Here is a 21,054-nt window from a genome sequence, read left to right on the forward strand (position 1 = left end):
GTAAAAACAACCGCTTGTATTATTGGATTAACGGCGTTCGTAAATAAACTCTACGCCTTCGTCATCTTCTTCGCTCCAATCGTCGTCCCAGTCATCATCCCAATCTTCTTCTACCGCATTTTGCATTGCTTCGTTGTGGTAGTCTTCCCATTTGAATTTGACTTCTTCAGGTGCTTTATTTTCTTCCTCCACTTCGCGTGGGTTGGCTTCAATAAAGTCCATAATATCACGAGTGAGAGCTTGCACGTTTTGACCAGTAGCGGCAGAAATTAAGTAGTAATCGCCTTCCCAGCCGATTTGTTCAGAGATTTCTTTTGCTCGTTCTGCAGCTTCTTCTTCGCCGATGGTGTCAATTTTATTGAACACCAACCAGATCGGTTTTTCGGCGAGTTTTTCGCTATATTGGTAAAGCTCGGACTCAATCACTGAAATATTATGAGCCGGATCGCTTTCATCAATCGGCATAATATCGACTAAGTGAATCAAAATACGGCAACGTTCCAAGTGTTTTAGGAAACGAATCCCCAGCCCTGCACCATCTGCTGCACCTTCAATTAACCCCGGAATATCTGCAACCACAAAACTGCGGTCGGAACCCACACGGGCTACCCCTAAACTTGGCACCAGCGTCGTGAACGGGTAATCCGCCACTTTTGGTTTGGCAGCAGAGACACTGCGGATAAATGTGGATTTACCGGCGTTTGGTAAGCCAAGCATTCCTACATCGGCAAGCAGTAACAGCTCTAATTTCAAATCACGTTTTTCGCCCGGCGTACCGTTGGTTTTTTGGCGTGGAGCTCGGTTTACTGAGGATTTAAAGCGGGTATTGCCCAAACCGTGATAGCCACCTTTTGCCACCAGCATTTTCATTCCGTGGCGGGTTAAATCGCCAATAATTTCTTGGGTGTCGTTATCAATCGCACGGGTTCCGACCGGCACTCGTAGGGTAATATCTTGCCCACGATGTCCGGTACAGCCGGCACTGCGACCATTCTCGCCACGCCCGGCGGCATAACGTTTTTCAAAGCGGTAGTCGATAAGGGTGTTCAGGTTTTCATCGGCAATTAAATAAACATCACCACCATCACCACCATCACCACCATCAGGCCCGCCTTTCGGGATAAATTTTTCACGGCGGAAGCTCACACAGCCATTACCGCCATCGCCTGCTTCTACACGAATCAGGGCTTCGTCAATAAATTTCATTTTACATTGTTCCTTATAAATATCTCCCCTCTTTAGATAAAGAGGGGCTGGGGGAGATTTGATTACGATACTAAAATTTCGTATGAGGTTAGAATTAGCTCTGCCAAATCTCCCCTACCCCCTCTTTGCTAAAGAGGGGAACTATTCTTACATCTTCTCTACGGTTTTAATGCCTAATAGATCCAACCCTTGTTTTAAGGTTTTCGCCGTTAATGCCGCGAGTTTCAAACGGCTGTTTTTGGTTGTTTCTTCGGCATTGAGAATCGGGCAAGCCTCGTAGAAACTGGAGAAACTACCTGCAAGCTCGTATAAATATTGGCATAAAATATGTGGCATACCTTCTTTTGCCACGCCGTTTAATGCCTCTTCAAATTGCAATAGTTTCACTGCTAATGCAGGCTCTTTTGGCTCATTGAGTAGGATTGAGCCGCTCAATGCGTTTTCGTCAATGTTCGCACGGGCAAAGATAGATCGAATGCGGGTGTAGGCATACTGCATATATGGGGCAGTGTTGCCTTCAAAAGTCAGCATATTGTCCCAATCGAACACATAGTCGGTAGTGCGGTTTTTCGATAAGTCGGAATATTTCACCGAACCAATCGCCACAGCTTCAACCACAGCGGCTTTTTCTTCCGAAGTTAGCTCGGTGGAACGTTCGGAAATCAGTTTATCGGCACGTTCTACCGCTTCATCTAATAAATCTTTGAGTTTGACTGTGCCACCGCTACGGGTTTTGAACGGTTTGCCGTCTTTGCCTAGCATCATTCCGAAGAACGGGTGTTCAAGGCTGAAACTGTCCGGCACATAGCCCGCTTTGCGGGTAATGAGCCATGCCTGTTGCATATGTTGAGCTTGGCGGCTGTCAGAAAAGACTAAGGCTCGGTCAGCTTTTAAGGTCTCGTAGCGATATTTTGCTGCGGCAATATCGGTAGTGGTATATAAGAAACCGCCATCTTTTTTCTGCACGATTACGCCCATCGGGTCGCCATCTTTATTTTTAAATTCCTCGAGGAAAACCACTAAAGCACCATCATCTTCCACCGCTAAGCCTTTGGCTTTTAAATCCGCCACAATTTCAGGCAGCATTGGGTTGTAGAGGCTTTCGCCCATTACATCTTTTTCGGTGAGCGTAACATTTAAGCGATTGTAGTTCTCTTGATTGTGGTGCATCGTAATATCGACTAATTTTTTCCACATCGTTAAGCAATACTCATCGCCGCTTTGCAATTTCACCACGTAATTACGGGCTTTTTCAGCGAATGCTTCGTCTGAATCATAATGCTCTTTTGCCGCTCGGTAGAAGGCTTCTAAATCGCTTAGCTCCATTTCACTGGCGTGTTCGTTTTCCATTTTTTCAAGGTAAGCGATTAGCATACCGAATTGAGTACCCCAGTCGCCAACGTGGTTGGCACGAATTACATTATTGCCTAAAAACGCAAGGGTGCGAACTACCGCATCGCCAATAATGGTAGAACGCAAATGCCCGACGTGCATTTCTTTCGCCACGTTCGGCGAGGAGTAGTCGATTACGATCGTCTGCGGATTTGCAGTTTTTATGCCAAAATTGACCGCTTGCAAGGCACTGTTAGTGTTTTCCGCCAGCCATTCCGGGTTTAAGAAAATGTTGATAAAGCCCGGACCGGCAATTTCTAATTTATCGGCAATGCCGTTTAAATCTGCGTTATCTAAAATTTTCTGAGCAAATTCACGCGGATTCATTCCCAATTTCTTTGCTGCACCCATCGCCCCATTCGCTTGGTAATCGCCAAATTCCGGCTTACCCGATTGGCGGACTAAAGGCTCGACATTGCTGTCTGCACCGCTTGCTACCATTGCCTGTTTAATTTTATCTGATAAAATTTGTTGAATATTCACTGTTTAACCTATTTAAATTTTATTTACAAAAAAATGGACAAGATTATAGCAGAAAATGCAAAATTTTTCGAGAAAATGACCGCTTGTTTTGGTGATTTATCGCAATTTGAACAGAAAATCCGACAAATTGCTGAAGTTGCGGGGATTGATTTGAGTATTTATCAAATTGATCATCTAGCAGTGAGAATGAACCAAACCGAAACCGCGGAGCAATGGAAAGCTGTTTTGCTCGAGGGGGCAACCTTACTTAAAGAGAGTGAGGTAAACGGCAGACCGATAGGGTTGTTTACCTTAACACAAGCGGTCGAATTTTGCGGACAATTTGTAAAAATTGTCGAGTTGCCTTTTCCGAAAAATAAGGTGTATTCACAAGAAGGCTGGGAACATATTGAGCTGGTTTTTCCGATGTTAGACAACGAAAGTTCGGAACAATGGGTGTCAAGGGCATTGTCGCACTTTAGACTTGCTGATAATTCTGAGATTAAATTAAAAATCAGCCAACCTCAGGTAGAAGGGGAGAGATTGCCAAATCCAAGCATTGCGATCAGCTTGAGAAATGTAACTTTTTGTAATCCTTATTGTCTAAAGCTCCACCCTTATGCTATAAAAAGTGTAATTATGTCAGAAAATTAACGTTTCGGAGAACAAACAAAATGAAAAAATTAGCTTTAGCTGTTGCATTAATGTCAAGTTTTGCTTTAGTTGGCTGTGCAAATACAGACATTTATAGCGGTAGTGTTTATTCGGGATCGCAAGCAAAAGAAGCCCGTTCTATTGCTTATGGTACAATTTTATCTGTGCGTGATGTTAAAATTCAAGCAGATAGCCAAGGCGTAATTGGTACTGTTGGCGGTGGCGTATTAGGTGGTGTGGCTGGTAATGCGATTGGTGGTGGTACTGGGCAAGCTATTGCAACTGCAGTAGGAGCAGTTGCCGGTGCGGTAATTGGTAATCAAGTAGAACAAAAAGCGAGTCAAGTTTCTTCTTTAGAAATGGTGATTCGTAAAGATGATGGTAAAGAAATCGTGGTCGTTCAAAAGAAAGAAGACGGTTTTGTGCCTGGCAAACGCGTGAGAATCGTAGGGTCTAATTCAGACCTGAATGTTTCTCTGCTTTAATTTTAGTTTTCCTGAGGGACTTTTATAATGAAAAAATTTTCTTTAGCTGTACTAGCTTCATTAACTTTAGCAGCATGTACTGCAGATGTTTATTCTGATAAAGGTAATGCAACCGTGTTATCAAGCAAAGCAGTTTCAAATGATGTTGTTGAGTTAGTAGTTCAACGTGATAACGGTGAAACCGTGACTCTAACTCGTGAGTATGACGCTCATGCAGCGGTTGGTGCTCGCGTTCATCTTGCCGATGAAATCAAAAATGAAGATGGCGATTTAAAAACGATTAGACGTTATGAGTTTAAATAATCTCTTATAGATTATCGATAAATGTAAAACCGGTATTAATTTATGATTAATACCGGTTTTTTATGCGTTGTTTATTGAAGTTTTTCAGCAAGCATTGCTTCTAATTTTTCTTGGTCGATGGCAAATTTGCGAATACCTTCCGCTAATTTTTCGACCGCCATTGGGTCTTGATTATGTTCCCAATAGAATTCTGCTTCTGTCATTGGTTGTGGGCGAGCTTTCACCTCACCTTTGTATTCTAGCTTGCGTACTAAGGTTTCATTACTTTCTTGTAATGCTTTTAATAGCGGAGGTGCGATAGTCAAACGATCACAGCCGGCTAATTCGATAATTTCGCCTACATTGCGGAAACTCGCTCCCATTACCACCGTATTATAACCATATTGTTTATAGTAGTTATAAATGTTAGTTACGGAAATTACACCTGGATCTTCCGCAGGAGCGTATTCTTTACCTTCATTTGCTTTATACCAGTCTAAAATACGACCAACGAATGGTGAGATCAAATAAACACCTGCCTCAGCACAAGCACGAGCCTGAGCTTGAGAGAATAATAAGGTTAAATTACAGTTAATACCTTCTTTCTCTAAAACCTCAGCAGCACGAATTCCCTGCCACGTTGAAGCAATTTTAATTAAAATGCGATCATTACTCACACCAGCCGCATTATAGAGCGCAATGAGTTTGCGTGCTTTTGCGATGGTTTTTTCTGTGTCGTAGGAAAAACGGGCATCAACTTCAGTAGAAATACGTCCCGGAACCAGTTTTAAGATTTCTAAGCCAATATTGACGGCTAATTTGTCTTCCGCATCGACTAATTGTTGTGCTTTATCGCTGCTTTGTGATTTAGCATAAGTTATAGCATCTTCAATTAATGGAGCATATTGTGGTAGTGCTGAGGCACTTAAAATTAAAGATGGGTTAGTTGTTGCATCTTCTGGTTTATAAAGTTTCATAGCTTCAATATCACCAGTATCGGCAACAACAACAGTTACTTTACGTAATTCATCTAATTGGCTCATATTTATTCCTTATATATGAAGTTAATATTATTTGGAGAATGTGACGAATAATAACAGTAACTCCTCCAAAAGAGTAAATAATTTTGTGAGATAGATCACATTTTTATAAATTTGCTGTATTAAACTGGTTTTAATCGGTTTAAGTTAGTGAATAAATGTACAAAGCGCCGTAAAAATACGCAAGCGGTGATTTTTTTCAATTTTTTTACAAAAACCGCTTGCGTTGTTTTTGATTTTCCCTATAATACGCAGCACACAACGACGCACTGTTGTGAACGATTTAAAATTGATTTCCAGTGCGTCGTTTCTTTTTGTTCTTTAACAATTTATCAGACAATCTGTGTGGGCACTTGTTGATTGACTTGATTGAAAATATTTTTTTAATTTTGAAGTCTTAATAGGTGCTAACTAGAAATTCATTACTTTCTTTTAACCTGATTTTAATTAGGTTTAAATTTGAAAGTGCGATTTTATGTCAGCAGTATTGAGCGATTAAACTTTTTGAATTGAAGAGTTTGATCATGGCTCAGATTGAACGCTGGCGGCAGGCTTAACACATGCAAGTCGAACGGTAGCAGGAAGAAGCTTGCTTCTTTGCTGACGAGTGGCGGACGGGTGAGTAATGCTTGGGAATCTGGCTTATGGAGGGGGATAACTACTGGAAACGGTAGCTAATACCGCGTAATGTCTTAGGACTAAAGGGTGGGACCATTTGGCCACCTGCCATAAGATGAGCCCAAGTGGGATTAGGTAGTTGGTGAGGTAAAGGCTCACCAAGCCCGCGATCTCTAGCTGGTCTGAGAGGATGACCAGCCACACTGGAACTGAGACACGGTCCAGACTCCTACGGGAGGCAGCAGTGGGGAATATTGCACAATGGGGGGAACCCTGATGCAGCCATGCCGCGTGAATGAAGAAGGCCTTCGGGTTGTAAAGTTCTTTCGGTGACGAGGAAGGCGATTGTTTTAATAGAACAGTCGATTGACGTTAATCACAGAAGAAGCACCGGCTAACTCCGTGCCAGCAGCCGCGGTAATACGGGGGGTGCGAGCGTTAATCGGAATAACTGGGCGTAAAGGGCACGCAGGCGGTTGTTTAAGTGAGGTGTGAAAGCCCCGGGCTTAACCTGGGAATTGCATTTCAGACTGGACAACTAGAGTACTTTAGGGAGGGGTAGAATTCCACGTGTAGCGGTGAAATGCGTAGAGATGTGGAGGAATACCGAAGGCGAAGGCAGCCCCTTGGGAATGTACTGACGCTCATGTGCGAAAGCGTGGGGAGCAAACAGGATTAGATACCCTGGTAGTCCACGCCGTAAACGCTGTCGATTTGGGGATTGGGCTTTAAGCTTGGTGCCCGTAGCTAACGTGATAAATCGACCGCCTGGGGAGTACGGCCGCAAGGTTAAAACTCAAATGAATTGACGGGGGCCCGCACAAGCGGTGGAGCATGTGGTTTAATTCGATGCAACGCGAAGAACCTTACCTACTCTTGACATCCATGGAATCTTGTAGAGATATGAGAGTGCCTTCGGGAACCATGAGACAGGTGCTGCATGGCTGTCGTCAGCTCGTGTTGTGAAATGTTGGGTTAAGTCCCGCAACGAGCGCAACCCTTATCCTTTGTTGCCAGCGATACGGTCGGGAACTCAAAGGAGACTGCCGGTGATAAACCGGAGGAAGGTGGGGATGACGTCAAGTCATCATGGCCCTTACGAGTAGGGCTACACACGTGCTACAATGGCGTATACAGAGGGCGGCGAGCCAGCGATGGGGAGCGAATCTCAGAAAGTACGTCTAAGTCCGGATTGGAGTCTGCAACTCGACTCCATGAAGTCGGAATCGCTAGTAATCGCAAATCAGAATGTTGCGGTGAATACGTTCCCGGGCCTTGTACACACCGCCCGTCACACCATGGGAGTGGGTTGTACCAGAAGTAGATAGCTTAACCGAAAGGGGGGCGTTTACCACGGTATGATTCATGACTGGGGTGAAGTCGTAACAAGGTAACCGTAGGGGAACCTGCGGTTGGATCACCTCCTTACCGATAATCAAGAACGACAGCAAGTGTTCACACAGATTGTTTGATAGATGAATGAGAGAAGATGAGTGAAAGATAGTCATTCAAGCGGTAAAAATCTTGAAGATTTTTGCAAAATTGGCTAAAATATTCCACTCACAAATGGCAAAGTGGAAAGCATCTTTAAATGTTGTCCCCATCGTCTAGAGGCCTAGGACATCGCCCTTTCACGGCGGTAACCGGGGTTCGAATCCCCGTGGGGACGCCATTTAAAGATGATTTTTATTGTCTTCTGTTCTTTAACAATATAGAAACAAGCTGAAAAACTGAGAGATATTTCAAGTTCGTTACGCATAAGTAATTATACATAAGTGATAACGAATAAATTGAAAGTCTGAGTAGTAAAAAATCTTGACTGAACAAAAGCAGTCAAGTGTTTAGTTGTAAACTGACTTCATAGTTTTTTACTTTTTACTTTTAATTTTTTAGAAGTGTTAGAAAACATTTGAGGTTGTATAGTTAAGTGACTAAGCGCACAAGGTGGATGCCTTGGCAATCAGAGGCGATGAAGGACGTGCTAATCTGCGAAAAGCTTGGATGAGTCGATAAGAGGCGTTTAATCCAAGATGTCCGAATGGGGAAACCCAGTAGGTGAAGAACCTACTATCACCCAGTGAATACATAGCTGTGTGAGGCAAACCGGGAGAACTGAAACATCTAAGTACCCCGAGGAAAAGAAATCAACCGAGATTTCGTTAGTAGCGGCGAGCGAACGCGAAAGAGCCAGTTAGTGATAGCAGTGAAGTTAGGGGAATGTTCTGGGAAGGACAATCGTAGAGGGTGATAATCCCGTACCTTAAAACCTTATTGTGATACTAGGCTAACAACAAGTAGGGCGGGACACGTGATATCCTGTTTGAAGATGGGGGGACCATCCTCCAAGGCTAAATACTCCTGATTGACCGATAGTGAACCAGTACTGTGAAGGAAAGGCGAAAAGAACCCCGGTGAGGGGAGTGAAATAGAACCTGAAACCTTGTGCGTACAAGCAGTGGGAGCAGATTTATTCTGTGACTGCGTACCTTTTGTATAATGGGTCAGCGACTTATATTTTGTAGCAAGGTTAACTGAATAAGGGAGCCGAAGGGAAACCGAGTCTTAACTGGGCGTCTAGTTGCAAGGTATAGACCCGAAACCCGGTGATCTAGCCATGGGCAGGTTGAAGGTTGGGTAACACTAACTGGAGGACCGAACCGACTAATGTTGAAAAATTAGCGGATGACTTGTGGCTGGGGGTGAAAGGCCAATCAAACCGGGAGATAGCTGGTTCTCCCCGAAATCTATTTAGGTAGAGCCTTGAGCGGACACCTTCGGGGGTAGAGCACTGTTTCGGCTAGGGGTCCATCCCGGATTACCAACCCGATGCAAACTGCGAATACCGAAGAGTGATACTCAGGAGACACACGGTGGGTGCTAACGTCCATCGTGGAGAGGGAAACAACCCAGACCGCCAGCTAAGGTCCCAAAGTCTATATTAAGTGGGAAACGAAGTGGGAAGGCTTAGACAGCTAGGATGTTGGCTTAGAAGCAGCCACCATTTAAAGAAAGCGTAATAGCTCACTAGTCGAGTCGGCCTGCGCGGAAGATGTAACGGGGCTCAAATATAGCACCGAAGCTGCGGCATCAGACGAAAGTCTGTTGGGTAGGGGAGCGTCGTGTAAGCGGAAGAAGGTGGATTGAGAAGTCTGCTGGACGTATCACGAGTGCGAATGCTGACATAAGTAACGATAAAACGAGTGAAAAACTCGTTCGCCGGAAGACCAAGGGTTCCTGTCCAACGTTAATCGGGGCAGGGTGAGTCGGCCCCTAAGGCGAGGCTGAAAAGCGTAGTCGATGGGAAACGGGTTAATATTCCCGTACTTGTAATAACTGCGATGTGGGGACGGAGAAGGTTAGGTTAGCAGACTGTTGGATGTCTGTTTAAGCCGGTAGGTGGGAAGATTAGGCAAATCCGGTCTTCCTTAACACCGAGAAGTGATGACGAGTCTCTACGGAGATGAAGTAACTGATACCACGCTTCCAGGAAAAGCCACTAAGCTTCAGGTTATTATAAACCGTACTATAAACCGACACAGGTGGTCAGGTAGAGAATACTCAGGCGCTTGAGAGAACTCGGGTGAAGGAACTAGGCAAAATAGCACCGTAACTTCGGGAGAAGGTGCGCCGGCGTAGATTGTAACCCCTCGCGGGTGAAGGTTGAACCGGTCGAAGATACCAGCTGGCTGCAACTGTTTATTAAAAACACAGCACTCTGCAAACACGAAAGTGGACGTATAGGGTGTGATGCCTGCCCGGTGCTGGAAGGTTAATTGATGGTGTTATCGAAAGAGAAGCTCCTGATCGAAGCCCCAGTAAACGGCGGCCGTAACTATAACGGTCCTAAGGTAGCGAAATTCCTTGTCGGGTAAGTTCCGACCTGCACGAATGGCATAATGATGGCCAGGCTGTCTCCACCCGAGACTCAGTGAAATTGAAATCGCCGTGAAGATGCGGTGTACCCGCGGCTAGACGGAAAGACCCCGTGAACCTTTACTATAGCTTGACACTGAACATTGAATTTTGATGTGTAGGATAGGTGGGAGCCTTAGAAGCAGTCACGCCAGTGATTGTGGAGGCGTCCTTGAAATACCACCCTTTAACGTTTGATGTTCTAACGAAGATTACGAAACGTGGTCTCGGACAGTGTCTGGTGGGTAGTTTGACTGGGGCGGTCTCCTCCCAAAGAGTAACGGAGGAGCACGAAGGTTTGCTAATCACGGTCGGACATCGTGAGGTTAGTGCAATGGTATAAGCAAGCTTAACTGCGAGACAGACAAGTCGAGCAGGTGCGAAAGCAGGTCATAGTGATCCGGTGGTTCTGAATGGAAGGGCCATCGCTCAACGGATAAAAGGTACTCCGGGGATAACAGGCTGATACCGCCCAAGAGTTCATATCGACGGCGGTGTTTGGCACCTCGATGTCGGCTCATCACATCCTGGGGCTGAAGTAGGTCCCAAGGGTATGGCTGTTCGCCATTTAAAGTGGTACGCGAGCTGGGTTTAGAACGTCGTGAGACAGTTCGGTCCCTATCTGCCGTGGGCGTTGGAGAATTGAGAGGGGCTGCTCCTAGTACGAGAGGACCGGAGTGGACGCATCACTGGTGTTCCAGTTGTCTCGCCAGAGGCATTGCTGGGTAGCTACATGCGGAAGAGATAAGTGCTGAAAGCATCTAAGCACGAAACTTGCCTCGAGATGAGTTCTCCCACACAATAAGTGTGTAAGGGTTGTTGGAGACTACGACGTAGATAGGCTGGGTGTGTAAGTGTTGTGAGACATTGAGCTAACCAGTACTAATTGCCCGAGAGGCTTAACTATACAACGCTCAAATGTTTTTAGGCTTGTTTTTGTATTGAGAAGAAAGAACGAAAATAGAGAAGAAATGAATCAAAGTGAAGTTAATGGCATAATTAACTGAAACTGAAGATAGAAAAGAATTTTCCCGACGACAAGAGTGCTGTGGTCCTACCTGACCCCATACCGAACTCAGAAGTAAAACGCAGTGACGTCGATGGTAGTGTGGTGATTCGCCATGTGAGAGTAGAGCATCGTCGGGGTTTTAATTTTAAGCGAGATTGAGTGAAAGCGAAAAGTAACAAGTAACAAAAGCGAAAACTTAATTAAACGTGAAAAGCAAAGAAAAAAACGAATAAAAAGTAAAAAGCTAAGAAAAAGTAAATAAAAATAAGAGCCGCCTATAGAGATATAGGCGGTTTTTTGTTGTTGTGGTAAAGGTAAAAAACGCACGGAAAATGATAGCTTGTAATGGGTGCTATGCAAGCGGTTGTTTTCTTGCTAAGTTTTACAAGTGAAATCTTCGTTGAGCCTTTGGCTACACTATATTAATAACCCTGAATCTTTGATAGAATGAGCCAATATTTATTTTAGCTGGTACTATTTCTTGTTTGAATATTTCCTTTCACTTTCTCCTGTATGGCAAGCTTTTATAGCCGGTTTATTTACTTGGGGTTGTACGATTTTCGGTTCGTCATTTGTCTATTTTTTTAAATCGGTTAATCGAAAATTATTAGACAGTATGATGGGCTTTGCCGCAGGTGTAATGATTGCAGCCTCGTTTTGGTCTTTGCTTGCACCTTCTTTAGAATATGCCGAGGCGGATTATGGCTCTTTAGCTTGGCTGCCTGCAGCGATTGGCTTTCTTGCCGGTGGAGCTTTTATTCGATTAATTGACTATGTTGTGCCGCATTTGCACTTGAGTAAGCCGATTGAGCAAGCTGAAGGAAATGATCAACTTAAACAAGGCTTATCAAAATCTACTTTGCTTTTTCTTGCGATTACCATTCATAATATTCCAGAAGGATTAGCCATAGGGGTGGCTTTCGGTGCTTTGGCAACCCAAGTTTCAGGCGTAGATGCTTCCATTATGGGAGCTATCGGTTTGGCAATCGGAATAGGGTTACAAAACATTCCCGAAGGCTCGTCACTTGCATTGCCAATTCGAGGCGAAGGGCATAGTCGGAAGAAAGCATTTTGGTATGGCTCTATGTCAGCAGTGGTTGAACCTATTGCAGCGGTGATTGGGGCAGTTTTTGTGCTGTCGATGACGGCTATTTTACCTTATGCCCTTGCCTTTGCTGCCGGAGCGATGATTTTTGTGGTGGTAGAAGAATTGATCCCAGAATCGCAAAGTTCGGGCAATACCGATATTGCGACTTTAAGTTTGATGTTGGGCTTTGTGGTAATGATGGTACTTGATGTAGCTTTAGGATAGAAAATGATTTGGTATAAAGCACTTTTTAGTTTTAACGGTAGGCTAAACAGACAAGGTTTTTGGATTGGATTTGGAATCAACTTTCTTTTCCTGTTTGTGGTTGCGATGTTGATAAATTTAGCTGATTTGTCTTTATTAAGTGTGCTGCCGCTTGTAATTACAGGATTTAGCCTGTCTGCTATTATTATCAAACGATTACACGACCGCAATCGTTCAGGAAAAGCCTTGTTAATGGTGTTAGTACCGATTATTTGTTATCTCGCAGCCCCTTATTCGCAAGGAATTATGCAGATATTACTAGGACAGGTAATGCCGGCATTTATTGGAATGTTGCTCTTTTTAGAATGGGGCGTATTTGCCGGTAATCCTGAACCGAATCAATATGGTGAGCAAGGCTTATCTTTTAAATTTAGAGAATAAAATGAAATTAAATTATCATAAAACCCATTTTTTAACCTCCGCACCGGATATTCGCCATTTACCGGAAGATACCGGTGTTGAAATTGCGTTTGCCGGGCGTTCAAATGCCGGTAAATCGACCGCCTTGAATGCGTTAACTAACCAAAAAAGTTTAGCCCGTACGTCCAAAACACCGGGGCGAACGCAGTTGATTAACTTGTTTGAGGTTGAGCCGAATTGTAAGTTGGTGGATTTACCTGGCTATGGCTATGCAGCAGTACCTGAACAGATGAAAATCCAATGGCAAAAGGCATTAGGTGAATATTTACAAAAGCGTGAATGTTTAGGCGGTGTGGTGATTTTAATGGATATTCGCCACCCGTTAAAAGATTTAGATCAACAGATGATTGAATGGGCAGTGTCGGCCAACTTGCCGGTGTTACTGCTGTTGACCAAAGCGGATAAGTTAAGCCAATCGGCACGTTCTAAGCAGGTAAAAATGGTAAGAGAAGCGATTTTACCGTTCCAAGGCGATATTCAAGTAGAGGCTTATTCCGCACTGAATAAAATCGGTATTGATAAGCTGTCGAACAAATTAGATAGCTGGTTTGCACCAGAATTAATCACAGAATAAGTAAGGAATTCAATATGTACAATTTCGATGAATTACGCACAGAAACCGATGAAATCATTTCATCATTATTAGCCGATGGTTCAGATCCTGAAGCCCTTTATATTATTGAACACCACGTTGCTCACCACGATTTTGATAAATTGGAAAAATTAGTAGTTGATGCCTATAAGCTGGGTTATGAGATTTCCGAAGCGGAAGAAGTGGAAGACGAAAACGGCAAGGTGATTTTTGTTTGCGATATTGTGAGCGAAATTCATTTGAATGCGGATCTCATCACCGCTCAACAAAAAGAATTACTGCCATTAATTGAAAAAGCCGGTGCTGAGTATGAAGGCTGGGGAACCTACTTTGAAGATCCGAATGCTGATGAAGATGAGTACGGCGATGACGGTGAATTTTTCGATGATGAAGATGACGATTTTGAGGACGGACCTCGCCGTCATTAATAATTAAAACAAGCGGTTGATTTTGCACATAAATTTGCAATTTTATGGCTAAAATCGACCGCTTGTGGTTTATGCCAAGCCCTTTTTAATCCAATAATGGTATGGAGTGGAATCCACCTCTTTTTGAATTAATTGGTGATCCATAAATTCGCAGAAACTCGGAATATCACGGGTAGTGGCCGGGTCATCGGCGATGATATGCAAAATTTCTCCCTCTTCCATATTACGGATTGTTTTACGGGTGAGCATCACCGGCTCTGGGCAACGTAGCCCCAAGGTATCTAATTCTTTATTTACAGTTAATTGAGTCATTTTATCCCTTATGAAAAATCTATTCTCTACGCATCTCGCACGTTTGCAGCAGACAGTGCAAAGCTTGCTGGAAAATGCCTTTTTAGACGGTTTATGGATTTATGCCGGCAAGGCAAAAACCTTATTTTTAGACGATCAAACCGCCCCGTTTAAAATTAACCCTTATTTTAATTACTTTTTCCCGTATCCCCAAGCTGAAAATTGCTGGCTATTTTTAGATGGCAAAAATAAGCCGAAAATCTATTTTTATGCCCCTGAAGATTATTGGGTTTCTACCCCAAAAGTGCCAACGGAGGCCTTTTTCGCTACGGAATTTGAGTGGGTTTTGTTGAGAGCAGAGAATGAAATTGCAACCTTTATCCAAAATCCGACCGCTTGTGCCTTTATCGGTGAAGATATTGAGCTAGCCAAAAACTTAGGCTTTAACCATATTAACCCGCAGAAAGTGCTGAATAGCCTGAATTTTGCTCGCTCCATCAAAACGGAGTTTGAAATTGAAAGTATTTACCAAGCCCAATTTTCAGCCTTAAAAGGGCATCAAGTAGCAAAAGAGGCATTTTTTGCCGGCAAAAGCGAATTTGAAATCAACCTTGAATATTTGAAAGCAACGCAACAATCTGATCTCAATGTCCCTTATGGCAATATTGTAGCAATTAATCAAAATGGTGCAGTGCTACATTATACGGCGTTGGATTTTGACACTCACGCAAAACGCCATAGTTTCTTAATCGATGCCGGCACAACGGTAAATGGCTATGCCTCCGATATCACTTGCACCTATGCCTTTGACAGCACTTCTGAATTTGCCGAGCTGGTGGCGAAAATGGAACAATTTAAGTTGCAGATTATTGCCGAGCTGAGCATTGGGGTGAACTACCTGCATTATCACACCCGAATGCAGCAGCTGATTTCGCAATTATTAGCGGAACATCAATTTATTCATCTTTCAGCCGAGCAAATTTTTGAACAAGGGATTAGCCGTACGTTCTTCCCACACGGACTAGGGCATTTATTGGGTATTCAAGTGCACGATGTGGGCGGTTTTCAGCAAAATGCCCGAGGCAGCCATAAGGCTCCTCCAGAGGTTTACCCAAGTTTGCGTTGTACCCGTGAGCTACAGGAAAATATGGTGCTTACCATTGAGCCGGGTTTTTATTTTATTGAGATGTTACTTGAACCGTGGAAAAATAGTGCCTTATCGTCTGCCTTTAACTGGCAGAAAATTGAGGCTTTCAAAGCCTTTGGCGGGATTCGTACCGAAGATAATATCGTCATGCGAGCCAATGGGGCAGACAATCTGACGGCAAAAGCTGCCGAAAATATGGGAGGATAATATGCCGATTTTAGCGATTCTGTTTGGTATTTTCTTTTATATCTATTGCGAAATTTCTCTGCTGGTGAATATTGGCTCGACCATTGGTGTGTTACCCACGATTTTATTACTGGTCGTGATTTCATTTTTAGGCTTATGGATCGTGAAGTTAAGAGGCGTTTATACCCTCTTTTCCATCAAGCAAGATTTAAGCCAAGGCAAGATACCGACTGAAGCAGTCGGCAACTCGGTGATGTTTATTTTAGCCGGTATTTTGCTGATTATTCCCGGCTTTTTAAGCGATATTTTAGCGATTTTATGCGTGTTACCCTTTAGCCGAAAATGGATTCAAGCCTTAGTAATTAACAGCGTGAAGAATAAAGTGTTTATGCGTTTTACCGCACAAACGCCACCTTTTTCTGCCACATCTCGGCAAGATGGCAATACTTTTGATGCAGAATTTGAACGCAAGCCAGATGAGCAAGATCAACATAAAAGGATTAGGTAGTGGAGAAAAGAACACTTGCACTACTTAAAGTTCACGGCACAGCGGTTTTATTTGGTGCTTCGGGGATCTTCGGAGCATTAATTCAAAGCTCGGCTGAAACCATTGTACTTGGACGAGTGATGATTGCCTTTGCCATCATCTCTTTGTATTTTTTATGGAAAAAACAACCGCTTGTAAAGCTCAACTTACAGCAAATGGCTCAACTCGCATTCTCTGCTGCCTTATTAGCTGCCCACTGGGTTACTTTTTTTGTGGCGGTTAAAGTAGGTGGTGTGGCGGTAGCAACCTTAGGCTTTGCCAGCTTCCCGGCATTTGTGGCGTTATTTGAAAGCCTGTTCTTCCGTGAAAAATTACGCTTTCGTGAAGTGGTGCTATTAATTGCCATCACGGTGGGTTTAATTTTAGTTACCCCTGAATTTACCTTTGGTAATCAAGTCACTCAAGGTTTATTGTGGGGCGTGTTATCTGCTTTAGTGTATGGTATTTTGGCGGTAGCGAATCGCCGTACCATGAGCAAAATTTCCGGCGTGCAAGCAAGCTGGTGGCAGTATATTTTTGCTACACTTTTTCTGTTGCCTCTTTCCATCACTGAATTTCCAAGCGTTTCCACCCAAGATTGGTTTTGGATTTTCTGTATCGGTTTTTTATGCACTACTCTTGCCTATACGCTGTTTATTTCAAGCCTTGATACCATCAACGCCCGCACTGCCTCAATGATTATTTCCCTTGAGCCGGTGTATGCGATTATGATCGCGTGGCTTTGTTTTAATGAAGTGCCAACCCTTAAAATGATTATCGGTGGGGCAATTATTTTACTGTCTGTTGCGTGGGCGAACCTGAAAAAATGAAACAACCAACCTTTAAAAGAATGACCAACAAGCGGTCAAATTTTGCGAAAAATTTGCAAAAAAATCCGCAAAAACGACCGCTTACCTTTGCGGAAACTACTGTTGTGTTGCTCAATAAGCCTTATGATGTGCTGACCCAATTTACCGATGAACAGGGGCGAAAAACGCTAAAAGATTTTATTCTGATTCCGAATATTTATCCGGTCGGGCGGTTAGATAGAGATAGTGAAGGATTGTTGCTTTTGACTAATAATGGCGAAATCCAGCACCGTTTAGCCCACCCGAAATTTGACAAGCAGAAAACCTATTGGGTACAAGTGGAAGGTGTTCCACAGCCGGAAGATCTCGCCAAATTAGCCAAAGGGGTGGTATTAAAAGATGGTTTGACCAAGCCTGCGAAAGTCAGAGCAATAGCAACGCCCGATTTTGCTTGGCATATCGCCCCGCAAATTCGTGAGCGGAAAACCATTCCGACCAGCTGGATAGAATTGATTATTTCTGAAGGGAAAAATCGCCAAGTCAGAAGAATGACTGCACATATCGGTTTCCCGACTTTACGGTTAATTCGTGTTGGGCTAGGGCAGTTTAGATTAGGCAATTTAGGCTGTGGTGAGTTTCAAGTGCTATCTGAAAATGAAAAACGTAAGTTGTTTACACAATTAGGATTGAAAGATGAATAAAGGATATTGGATTATCGTTAACGATTTTAATATTGCCTTGGAGGCTGGGGAAATTCCATTCGGAAGTGCGGAAGAGCTGGGCTTAAGTGGACGTGAGAAATTAACCATCGGGCAATATCAAGGCTCGCCGGCTTATTTGGTGAAGGCGTTAGAATCGGATAATCAGCGAGAGTTTGCTTATTTAAGAAGCCAAATTAACCGACCACCCGAACTGTCTCATTTGTTGCATCGAGCTGTTTCGCTTAACCATTTCTTTCAGACTCACCAATTTTGCGGAAAATGTGGCGAGAAAACCATACTGGCAAGCGATGAAATTGCAATTCACTGCAATGCGTGTGGTAATCGAGCTTACCCAACGATTAGCCCGTCAATTATTGTGGCGGTGCGAAAAGGCAGACAAATCCTACTAGCCAATCATCTACGCCATAAAGGCACAATTTATACCACTTTAGCCGGTTTTGTCGAAGCCGGTGAGGCGGTAGAAACTGCGGTGCATCGTGAAGTGTTTGAAGAAACGGGCATTAAAGTGAAAAATGTGCGTTATTTTGGAAGCCAACCTTGGGCGTTTCCCAATTCATTAATGCTAGGTTTTTTAGCGGATTATGGAAGCGGTGAAATTCAGCTACAGGAAGAAGAAATCTGCGATGCAAAATGGTTCGACTGTGAGGAAAGCTTACCTGAAATCCCACAACAAGGCACAATAGCTTTTGAGCTGATTCAAGCTACCTTGAAGTTGTGTCGGGAGAGTAAATAATTTTGTGTTAAGAGTAGGGTACAAAAAATGCTGAATAAATGATTATTCAGCATTTTTAGTTTTACAGCTTTACTTACCCTTCGCAACTTGAGCAGCTTAATAAGTTCCGGTTAAACACCTGAGCTGCACTCATTGAGTTTTGGTAGTAGATGGATTTTAAGCCCAGCTCTTCTGCGGTTAAGTATAATTGGTTAAGATCACGAGCCGGTGTGGCTGGGTGGATCATCACATTAATACTTTGCCCTTGGTCAATATATTTTTGACGTTGGGCAGCTTGCTGAATCACGCTTAATTGGCTGATTTCGGCAAAGGTTTTAAATACTTCTTTTTCGTGCTCGGAAAGCTGTTCTAAATGCTGAACCGAACCATCATTTTGTAAAATAGACGTCCAAATTTCTTCGGTGTCTAGCCCTTTTTCTTGGAGTAATTTCTCTAAGAACGGGTTTTTATACACGGTTTTGATCTTCGCTAAATCTTTTACATAGTAGTTGGATTTAAACGGCTCTACCGATGGTGACACACTGCCTAAAATAAAGCTACTGGATTTAGTCGGAGCAATACTCATTAATGTGGTATTACGGCGACCATAGCCCTCGAGAATTTCCGGCTCGCCAAAACGTTGAGCTAATTCTTGCGAGGCTTTCAAGGTTTTCTCTTGAAGTATTTTGAAAATCTCGTTATTTTTTTGCATCGCTTGGAAGCTGTCAAAGGCAATATTATTTGCCTGTAGGTAGCTATGCCAGCCCAACACGCCTAAACCTAATGCACGATGGCGACGGGCAAAGCGGTTTGCACGGTCTAAGAATGGAATTGATTGACTTTTCTCAATAAATTCACTCATTACGACATCGAGGAAATAGGTTAATGTTTCTGGTGCATCGGTATCTTTCCACTCATCAAAGTAGAGTAGATTCATAGACGATAAGCAACAGACGAAACTTTCTTCGTTGCTGGAAGGCAACATAATTTCAGTACATAAGTTAGAGGCGTGAATCGTCATATTTTTATCTTTATAGACATCAGGACGACCTGCGTTGGCATTGTCTTTAAAGAATAAATAAGGGATACCGGTTTCGGTTTTACGTTGTAACAATTTTGCCCAAAGCTGACGTTTGTATGGATCGCCGGCTTTCATTGACTCTAACCAATCGTGACCGACACACACACCGTAATACATTAATTGAATTGGGTTACCTTCGGTGTGAATATCCAACCATTCGTCAATATCGCCGTGTTCAATATCAATATAACCGGCAAACTGACCTTTGCGTGATGTTCCTTGTGAAATCACATCAATCACGGTATCAAATAATTTACTGAAGTTAAATGAGCCGTCTGATTTACCGTTGTTTTTAATTAACGAGCCACGCGGACGAATATCGCCAAAGTAGGCCGAAGTACCACCGCCAATTTTACTCATCATGCCCACTTCAGCGGTAGTCACCATAATTTCATGGATAGAGTCGCCGATGTAGCTACCGAAACAAGAAATCGGTAAGCCACGATCTAAGCCAAAGTTTGACCAAATTGGCGAAGAAAGCGAGAAGTAGCCTCTTGCCATATAGTGATAGAATTTATCGGCATAGCCTTCAATGCCGAGTTTTCGCTCTGCGTGTTCGGCAATAAAACGAATGCGGTCTAATGCGGTTGTGCCTTCCAATAAATAGCCACGTTGTAAGAATAAACGGCTGTCTTCATTAAGCCAGTGGAAGTCTGGGCGGTCTGTATTAAAATAAGTCATCTGCGGTAATCTGTTTCATTTTTTTAGAATAATCGGTGCTACGTTTGTTAAAGAAATCGGTTTCTTTGGTTGAAAGAATTTCAATATCAAACCACTCAGTCTCTTTTAATAATTCAGGGTCGATGTCGTGTGGCGGCTCTAGCCCTAAAATACTTAAAGAATTGTTGTAACGGTTTTTAATGTAATTTTCCACCGTGGCTTTGGTGATAAAGCTTAAATCACCTTCTTCGAAAATCCAGTCTAAGATGCCACGTTCTGCTTCAAACGCTTGATTTGCCAAGGTTTGCAAATCTTCAAAAAATTCTGGTGTGAATAGTTCACTGTGTTCGTCACGTAAAATTTCGTATAACGCAATTCCGAATTTACCGTGAATTTCTTCCTCTTTTGAGGTGGCTTCAACCGCATTGGAAATCCCTTTAAACAGGTTTTTATGCTTGTTGAACGACATCATGATAATAAACTGTCCAAACAATGAAATATGCTCAACAAATAAAGAGAACAGCACTAACGATAAAACAAATTCGCCTTTGCCAGCATCTTTATCTTTCATAAAACTTTCCATATAACGAATGCGGTTCATTAATGGTTCAATTTCATGAATTTGACTGAACATTTCATTTAGGCCTAATTTTTCCAATAGGAACGAGTAAGCATCTTTATGGCGAACTTCACTTTCAGCAAAAGTACCGCCTACATCGTCCATCTCCGGTTTTGGGAAATAGCGGTATAGCTCGCCCCAGAAACGTTTTACGTTTACTTCTACTTGTGAAATTGCAAGCATTGCTCGGGTTAACACGTGACGTTCGTGATCGTTAATAGTGGTGCGATAGTCTTGAATATCGCCGGTGAAGTTAAATTCGGTGTGTAACCAGTAAGAATGGCGAATTGCATCTTTAAATTCAAGAAGCTCAGGATACTCATACGGCTTAATATTTAAGCGTTTTTGGAAGAGGTTTCTAGACATATTCGTAGGCTCTATCTTAAAGTTTATGTTTGGAACTGGTAGATGATTGTATGCAAAAAAAGTTTCAAGACAAGTCTTGACAAA

Annotated in this window: 18 protein-coding genes, 1 tRNA gene and 3 rRNA genes; 16 read left to right on the top strand and 6 right to left on the bottom strand. The window is 43.1% G+C overall.

Translation table 11 applies throughout. From position 1 onward, the window contains the following. Nucleotides 1-27 precede the first annotated feature (27 nt). Both cgtA and argS read right to left on the bottom strand, forming a co-directional pair. A complete protein-coding gene (gene cgtA / locus ACJ7Z2_RS04760; protein ID WP_409500954.1) occupies nt 28-1,206 on the bottom strand; it encodes an Obg family GTPase CgtA in 1,179 nt (392 codons plus the stop codon). 147 nt (nt 1,207-1,353) lie between these two features. After that, complete coding sequence (gene argS, locus ACJ7Z2_RS04765) at nt 1,354-3,081, bottom strand: arginine--tRNA ligase (protein ID WP_409500955.1); 1,728 nt, start codon at nt 3,079-3,081, stop codon at nt 1,354-1,356. A gap of 33 nt (nt 3,082-3,114) precedes the next feature. On the opposite strand from argS, the gene ACJ7Z2_RS04770 reads away from it, so the two are divergent. The 3 genes from ACJ7Z2_RS04770 to ACJ7Z2_RS04780 are packed head-to-tail and all read left to right on the top strand — an operon-like array spanning nt 3,115 to nt 4,502. Further along, nucleotides 3,115-3,714 carry a VOC family protein gene (locus ACJ7Z2_RS04770; protein ID WP_409500956.1) on the top strand — a complete coding sequence of 200 codons (600 nt, stop codon included), beginning with the start codon at nt 3,115-3,117 and terminating at the stop codon, nt 3,712-3,714. Nucleotides 3,715-3,734: 20 nt separating this feature from the next. Continuing rightward, entirely contained in the window at nt 3,735-4,199 is a 465-nt protein-coding gene (locus ACJ7Z2_RS04775) for a glycine zipper 2TM domain-containing protein (RefSeq protein WP_409500957.1), read from the top strand. A 27-nt stretch (nt 4,200-4,226) separates the two neighbouring features. Beyond that, nucleotides 4,227-4,502: a deoxyribose-phosphate aldolase gene (locus tag ACJ7Z2_RS04780; protein WP_126301742.1), complete on the top strand. Its 276-nt coding sequence runs from the start codon at nt 4,227-4,229 to the stop codon at nt 4,500-4,502. Nucleotides 4,503-4,573: 71 nt separating this feature from the next. On the opposite strand, the gene tal is transcribed toward ACJ7Z2_RS04780, so the two are convergent. After that, complete coding sequence (gene tal / locus ACJ7Z2_RS04785) at nt 4,574-5,524, bottom strand: transaldolase (protein ID WP_409500958.1); 951 nt, start codon at nt 5,522-5,524, stop codon at nt 4,574-4,576. Nucleotides 5,525-6,027: 503 nt separating this feature from the next. Between tal and ACJ7Z2_RS04790 the strand changes: the two genes are divergently transcribed. The 8 genes from ACJ7Z2_RS04790 to rraB all read left to right on the top strand — a co-directional run bounded on the left by ACJ7Z2_RS04790 (nt 6,028) and on the right by rraB (nt 13,851). After that, a 16S ribosomal RNA gene (locus tag ACJ7Z2_RS04790) occupies nt 6,028-7,567 on the top strand. Between the two features lie 168 nt (nt 7,568-7,735). Beyond that, a tRNA-Glu gene (locus ACJ7Z2_RS04795) sits at nt 7,736-7,811 on the top strand. Between the two features lie 249 nt (nt 7,812-8,060). Beyond that, nucleotides 8,061-10,958 (top strand): 23S ribosomal RNA (locus tag ACJ7Z2_RS04800). A 123-nt stretch (nt 10,959-11,081) separates the two neighbouring features. Then, nucleotides 11,082-11,197 (top strand): 5S ribosomal RNA (gene rrf / locus ACJ7Z2_RS04805). The 16S, 23S and 5S rRNA genes sit together here with 1 tRNA gene alongside, the layout of an rRNA operon. Before the next feature lie 344 nt (nt 11,198-11,541). After that, nucleotides 11,542-12,372, top strand: coding sequence for a ZIP family metal transporter (locus ACJ7Z2_RS04810; protein ID WP_409500959.1), 831 nt, complete (start codon nt 11,542-11,544; stop codon nt 12,370-12,372). Nucleotides 12,373-12,375: 3 nt separating this feature from the next. Then, nucleotides 12,376-12,792, top strand: a complete 417-nt coding sequence (locus ACJ7Z2_RS04815) for a DUF805 domain-containing protein (protein WP_126302528.1) — start codon at nt 12,376-12,378, stop codon at nt 12,790-12,792. Nucleotide 12,793: 1 nt separating this feature from the next. Beyond that, complete coding sequence (gene yihA, locus ACJ7Z2_RS04820; RefSeq protein WP_126302527.1) at nt 12,794-13,405, top strand: ribosome biogenesis GTP-binding protein YihA/YsxC; 612 nt, start codon at nt 12,794-12,796, stop codon at nt 13,403-13,405. A 14-nt stretch (nt 13,406-13,419) separates the two neighbouring features. After that, complete coding sequence (gene rraB, locus ACJ7Z2_RS04825; RefSeq protein WP_409500960.1) at nt 13,420-13,851, top strand: ribonuclease E inhibitor RraB; 432 nt, start codon at nt 13,420-13,422, stop codon at nt 13,849-13,851. Nucleotides 13,852-13,920: 69 nt separating this feature from the next. Here rraB and tusA read toward each other — a convergent pair whose 3' ends face one another. Next, nucleotides 13,921-14,163 (bottom strand): sulfurtransferase TusA, encoded by a 243-nt coding sequence (tusA, locus tag ACJ7Z2_RS04830; RefSeq protein ID WP_409500961.1) that lies wholly within the window; start codon nt 14,161-14,163, stop codon nt 13,921-13,923. A gap of 10 nt (nt 14,164-14,173) precedes the next feature. On the opposite strand from tusA, the gene pepQ reads away from it, so the two are divergent. From pepQ to nudC, 5 genes are read left to right on the top strand one after another with little or no spacing between them, the layout of a single operon-like run. After that, nucleotides 14,174-15,496: a Xaa-Pro dipeptidase gene (gene pepQ, locus ACJ7Z2_RS04835; RefSeq protein WP_409500962.1), complete on the top strand. Its 1,323-nt coding sequence runs from the start codon at nt 14,174-14,176 to the stop codon at nt 15,494-15,496. Between the two features lies 1 nt (nt 15,497). Next, on the top strand, nt 15,498-15,983 hold the full coding sequence (locus ACJ7Z2_RS04840) for an FxsA family protein (RefSeq protein WP_409500963.1): 486 nt from the start codon (nt 15,498-15,500) through the stop codon (nt 15,981-15,983). Continuing rightward, nucleotides 15,983-16,831: a DMT family transporter gene (locus tag ACJ7Z2_RS04845; RefSeq protein ID WP_409500964.1), complete on the top strand. Its 849-nt coding sequence runs from the start codon at nt 15,983-15,985 to the stop codon at nt 16,829-16,831. Before ACJ7Z2_RS04840 ends, ACJ7Z2_RS04845 begins: the two co-directional genes overlap by 1 nt. 20 nt (nt 16,832-16,851) lie before the next feature. After that, entirely contained in the window at nt 16,852-17,511 is a 660-nt protein-coding gene (locus ACJ7Z2_RS04850; protein ID WP_409501109.1) for a pseudouridine synthase, read from the top strand. Continuing rightward, nucleotides 17,504-18,265, top strand: coding sequence for an NAD(+) diphosphatase (nudC, locus tag ACJ7Z2_RS04855; RefSeq protein WP_409500965.1), 762 nt, complete (start codon nt 17,504-17,506; stop codon nt 18,263-18,265). Before ACJ7Z2_RS04850 ends, nudC begins: the two co-directional genes overlap by 8 nt. A 73-nt stretch (nt 18,266-18,338) precedes the next feature. Here the strand turns inward: nudC and ACJ7Z2_RS04860 are convergent, their stop codons facing one another. Both ACJ7Z2_RS04860 and ACJ7Z2_RS04865 read right to left on the bottom strand, forming a co-directional pair. Beyond that, complete coding sequence (locus tag ACJ7Z2_RS04860) at nt 18,339-20,006, bottom strand: ribonucleoside-diphosphate reductase subunit alpha (RefSeq protein ID WP_409500966.1); 1,668 nt, start codon at nt 20,004-20,006, stop codon at nt 18,339-18,341. Next, on the bottom strand, nt 19,993-20,970 hold the full coding sequence (locus ACJ7Z2_RS04865; RefSeq protein ID WP_006253235.1) for a ribonucleotide-diphosphate reductase subunit beta: 978 nt from the start codon (nt 20,968-20,970) through the stop codon (nt 19,993-19,995). Before ACJ7Z2_RS04865 ends, ACJ7Z2_RS04860 begins: the two co-directional genes overlap by 14 nt. Nucleotides 20,971-21,054: the final 84 nt, after the last annotated feature.

Origin of the sequence: Mannheimia glucosida (assembly GCF_046267875.1) — a bacterium.
In the GTDB taxonomy this organism is placed as follows: Bacteria; Pseudomonadota; Gammaproteobacteria; order Enterobacterales; family Pasteurellaceae; genus Mannheimia; species Mannheimia glucosida.

Coding starts and splice junctions, on each gene's coding strand:
- ACJ7Z2_RS04775 (WP_409500957.1), top strand. CDS start 3,735: ATGAAAAAATTAGCTTTAGCTGTTGCATTAATGTCAAGTTTTGCTTTA.
- ACJ7Z2_RS04770 (WP_409500956.1), top strand. CDS start 3,115: ATGGACAAGATTATAGCAGAAAATGCAAAATTTTTCGAGAAAATGACC.
- ACJ7Z2_RS04850 (WP_409501109.1), top strand. CDS start 16,852: ATGACCAACAAGCGGTCAAATTTTGCGAAAAATTTGCAAAAAAATCCG.
- cgtA (WP_409500954.1), bottom strand. CDS start 1,206: ATGAAATTTATTGACGAAGCCCTGATTCGTGTAGAAGCAGGCGATGGC.
- rraB (WP_409500960.1), top strand. CDS start 13,420: ATGTACAATTTCGATGAATTACGCACAGAAACCGATGAAATCATTTCA.
- ACJ7Z2_RS04840 (WP_409500963.1), top strand. CDS start 15,498: ATGCCGATTTTAGCGATTCTGTTTGGTATTTTCTTTTATATCTATTGC.
- ACJ7Z2_RS04815 (WP_126302528.1), top strand. CDS start 12,376: ATGATTTGGTATAAAGCACTTTTTAGTTTTAACGGTAGGCTAAACAGA.
- nudC (WP_409500965.1), top strand. CDS start 17,504: ATGAATAAAGGATATTGGATTATCGTTAACGATTTTAATATTGCCTTG.
- pepQ (WP_409500962.1), top strand. CDS start 14,174: ATGAAAAATCTATTCTCTACGCATCTCGCACGTTTGCAGCAGACAGTG.
- ACJ7Z2_RS04780 (WP_126301742.1), top strand. CDS start 4,227: ATGAAAAAATTTTCTTTAGCTGTACTAGCTTCATTAACTTTAGCAGCA.
- tal (WP_409500958.1), bottom strand. CDS start 5,524: ATGAGCCAATTAGATGAATTACGTAAAGTAACTGTTGTTGTTGCCGAT.
- yihA (WP_126302527.1), top strand. CDS start 12,794: ATGAAATTAAATTATCATAAAACCCATTTTTTAACCTCCGCACCGGAT.
- ACJ7Z2_RS04860 (WP_409500966.1), bottom strand. CDS start 20,006: ATGACTTATTTTAATACAGACCGCCCAGACTTCCACTGGCTTAATGAA.
- ACJ7Z2_RS04865 (WP_006253235.1), bottom strand. CDS start 20,970: ATGTCTAGAAACCTCTTCCAAAAACGCTTAAATATTAAGCCGTATGAG.
- tusA (WP_409500961.1), bottom strand. CDS start 14,163: ATGACTCAATTAACTGTAAATAAAGAATTAGATACCTTGGGGCTACGT.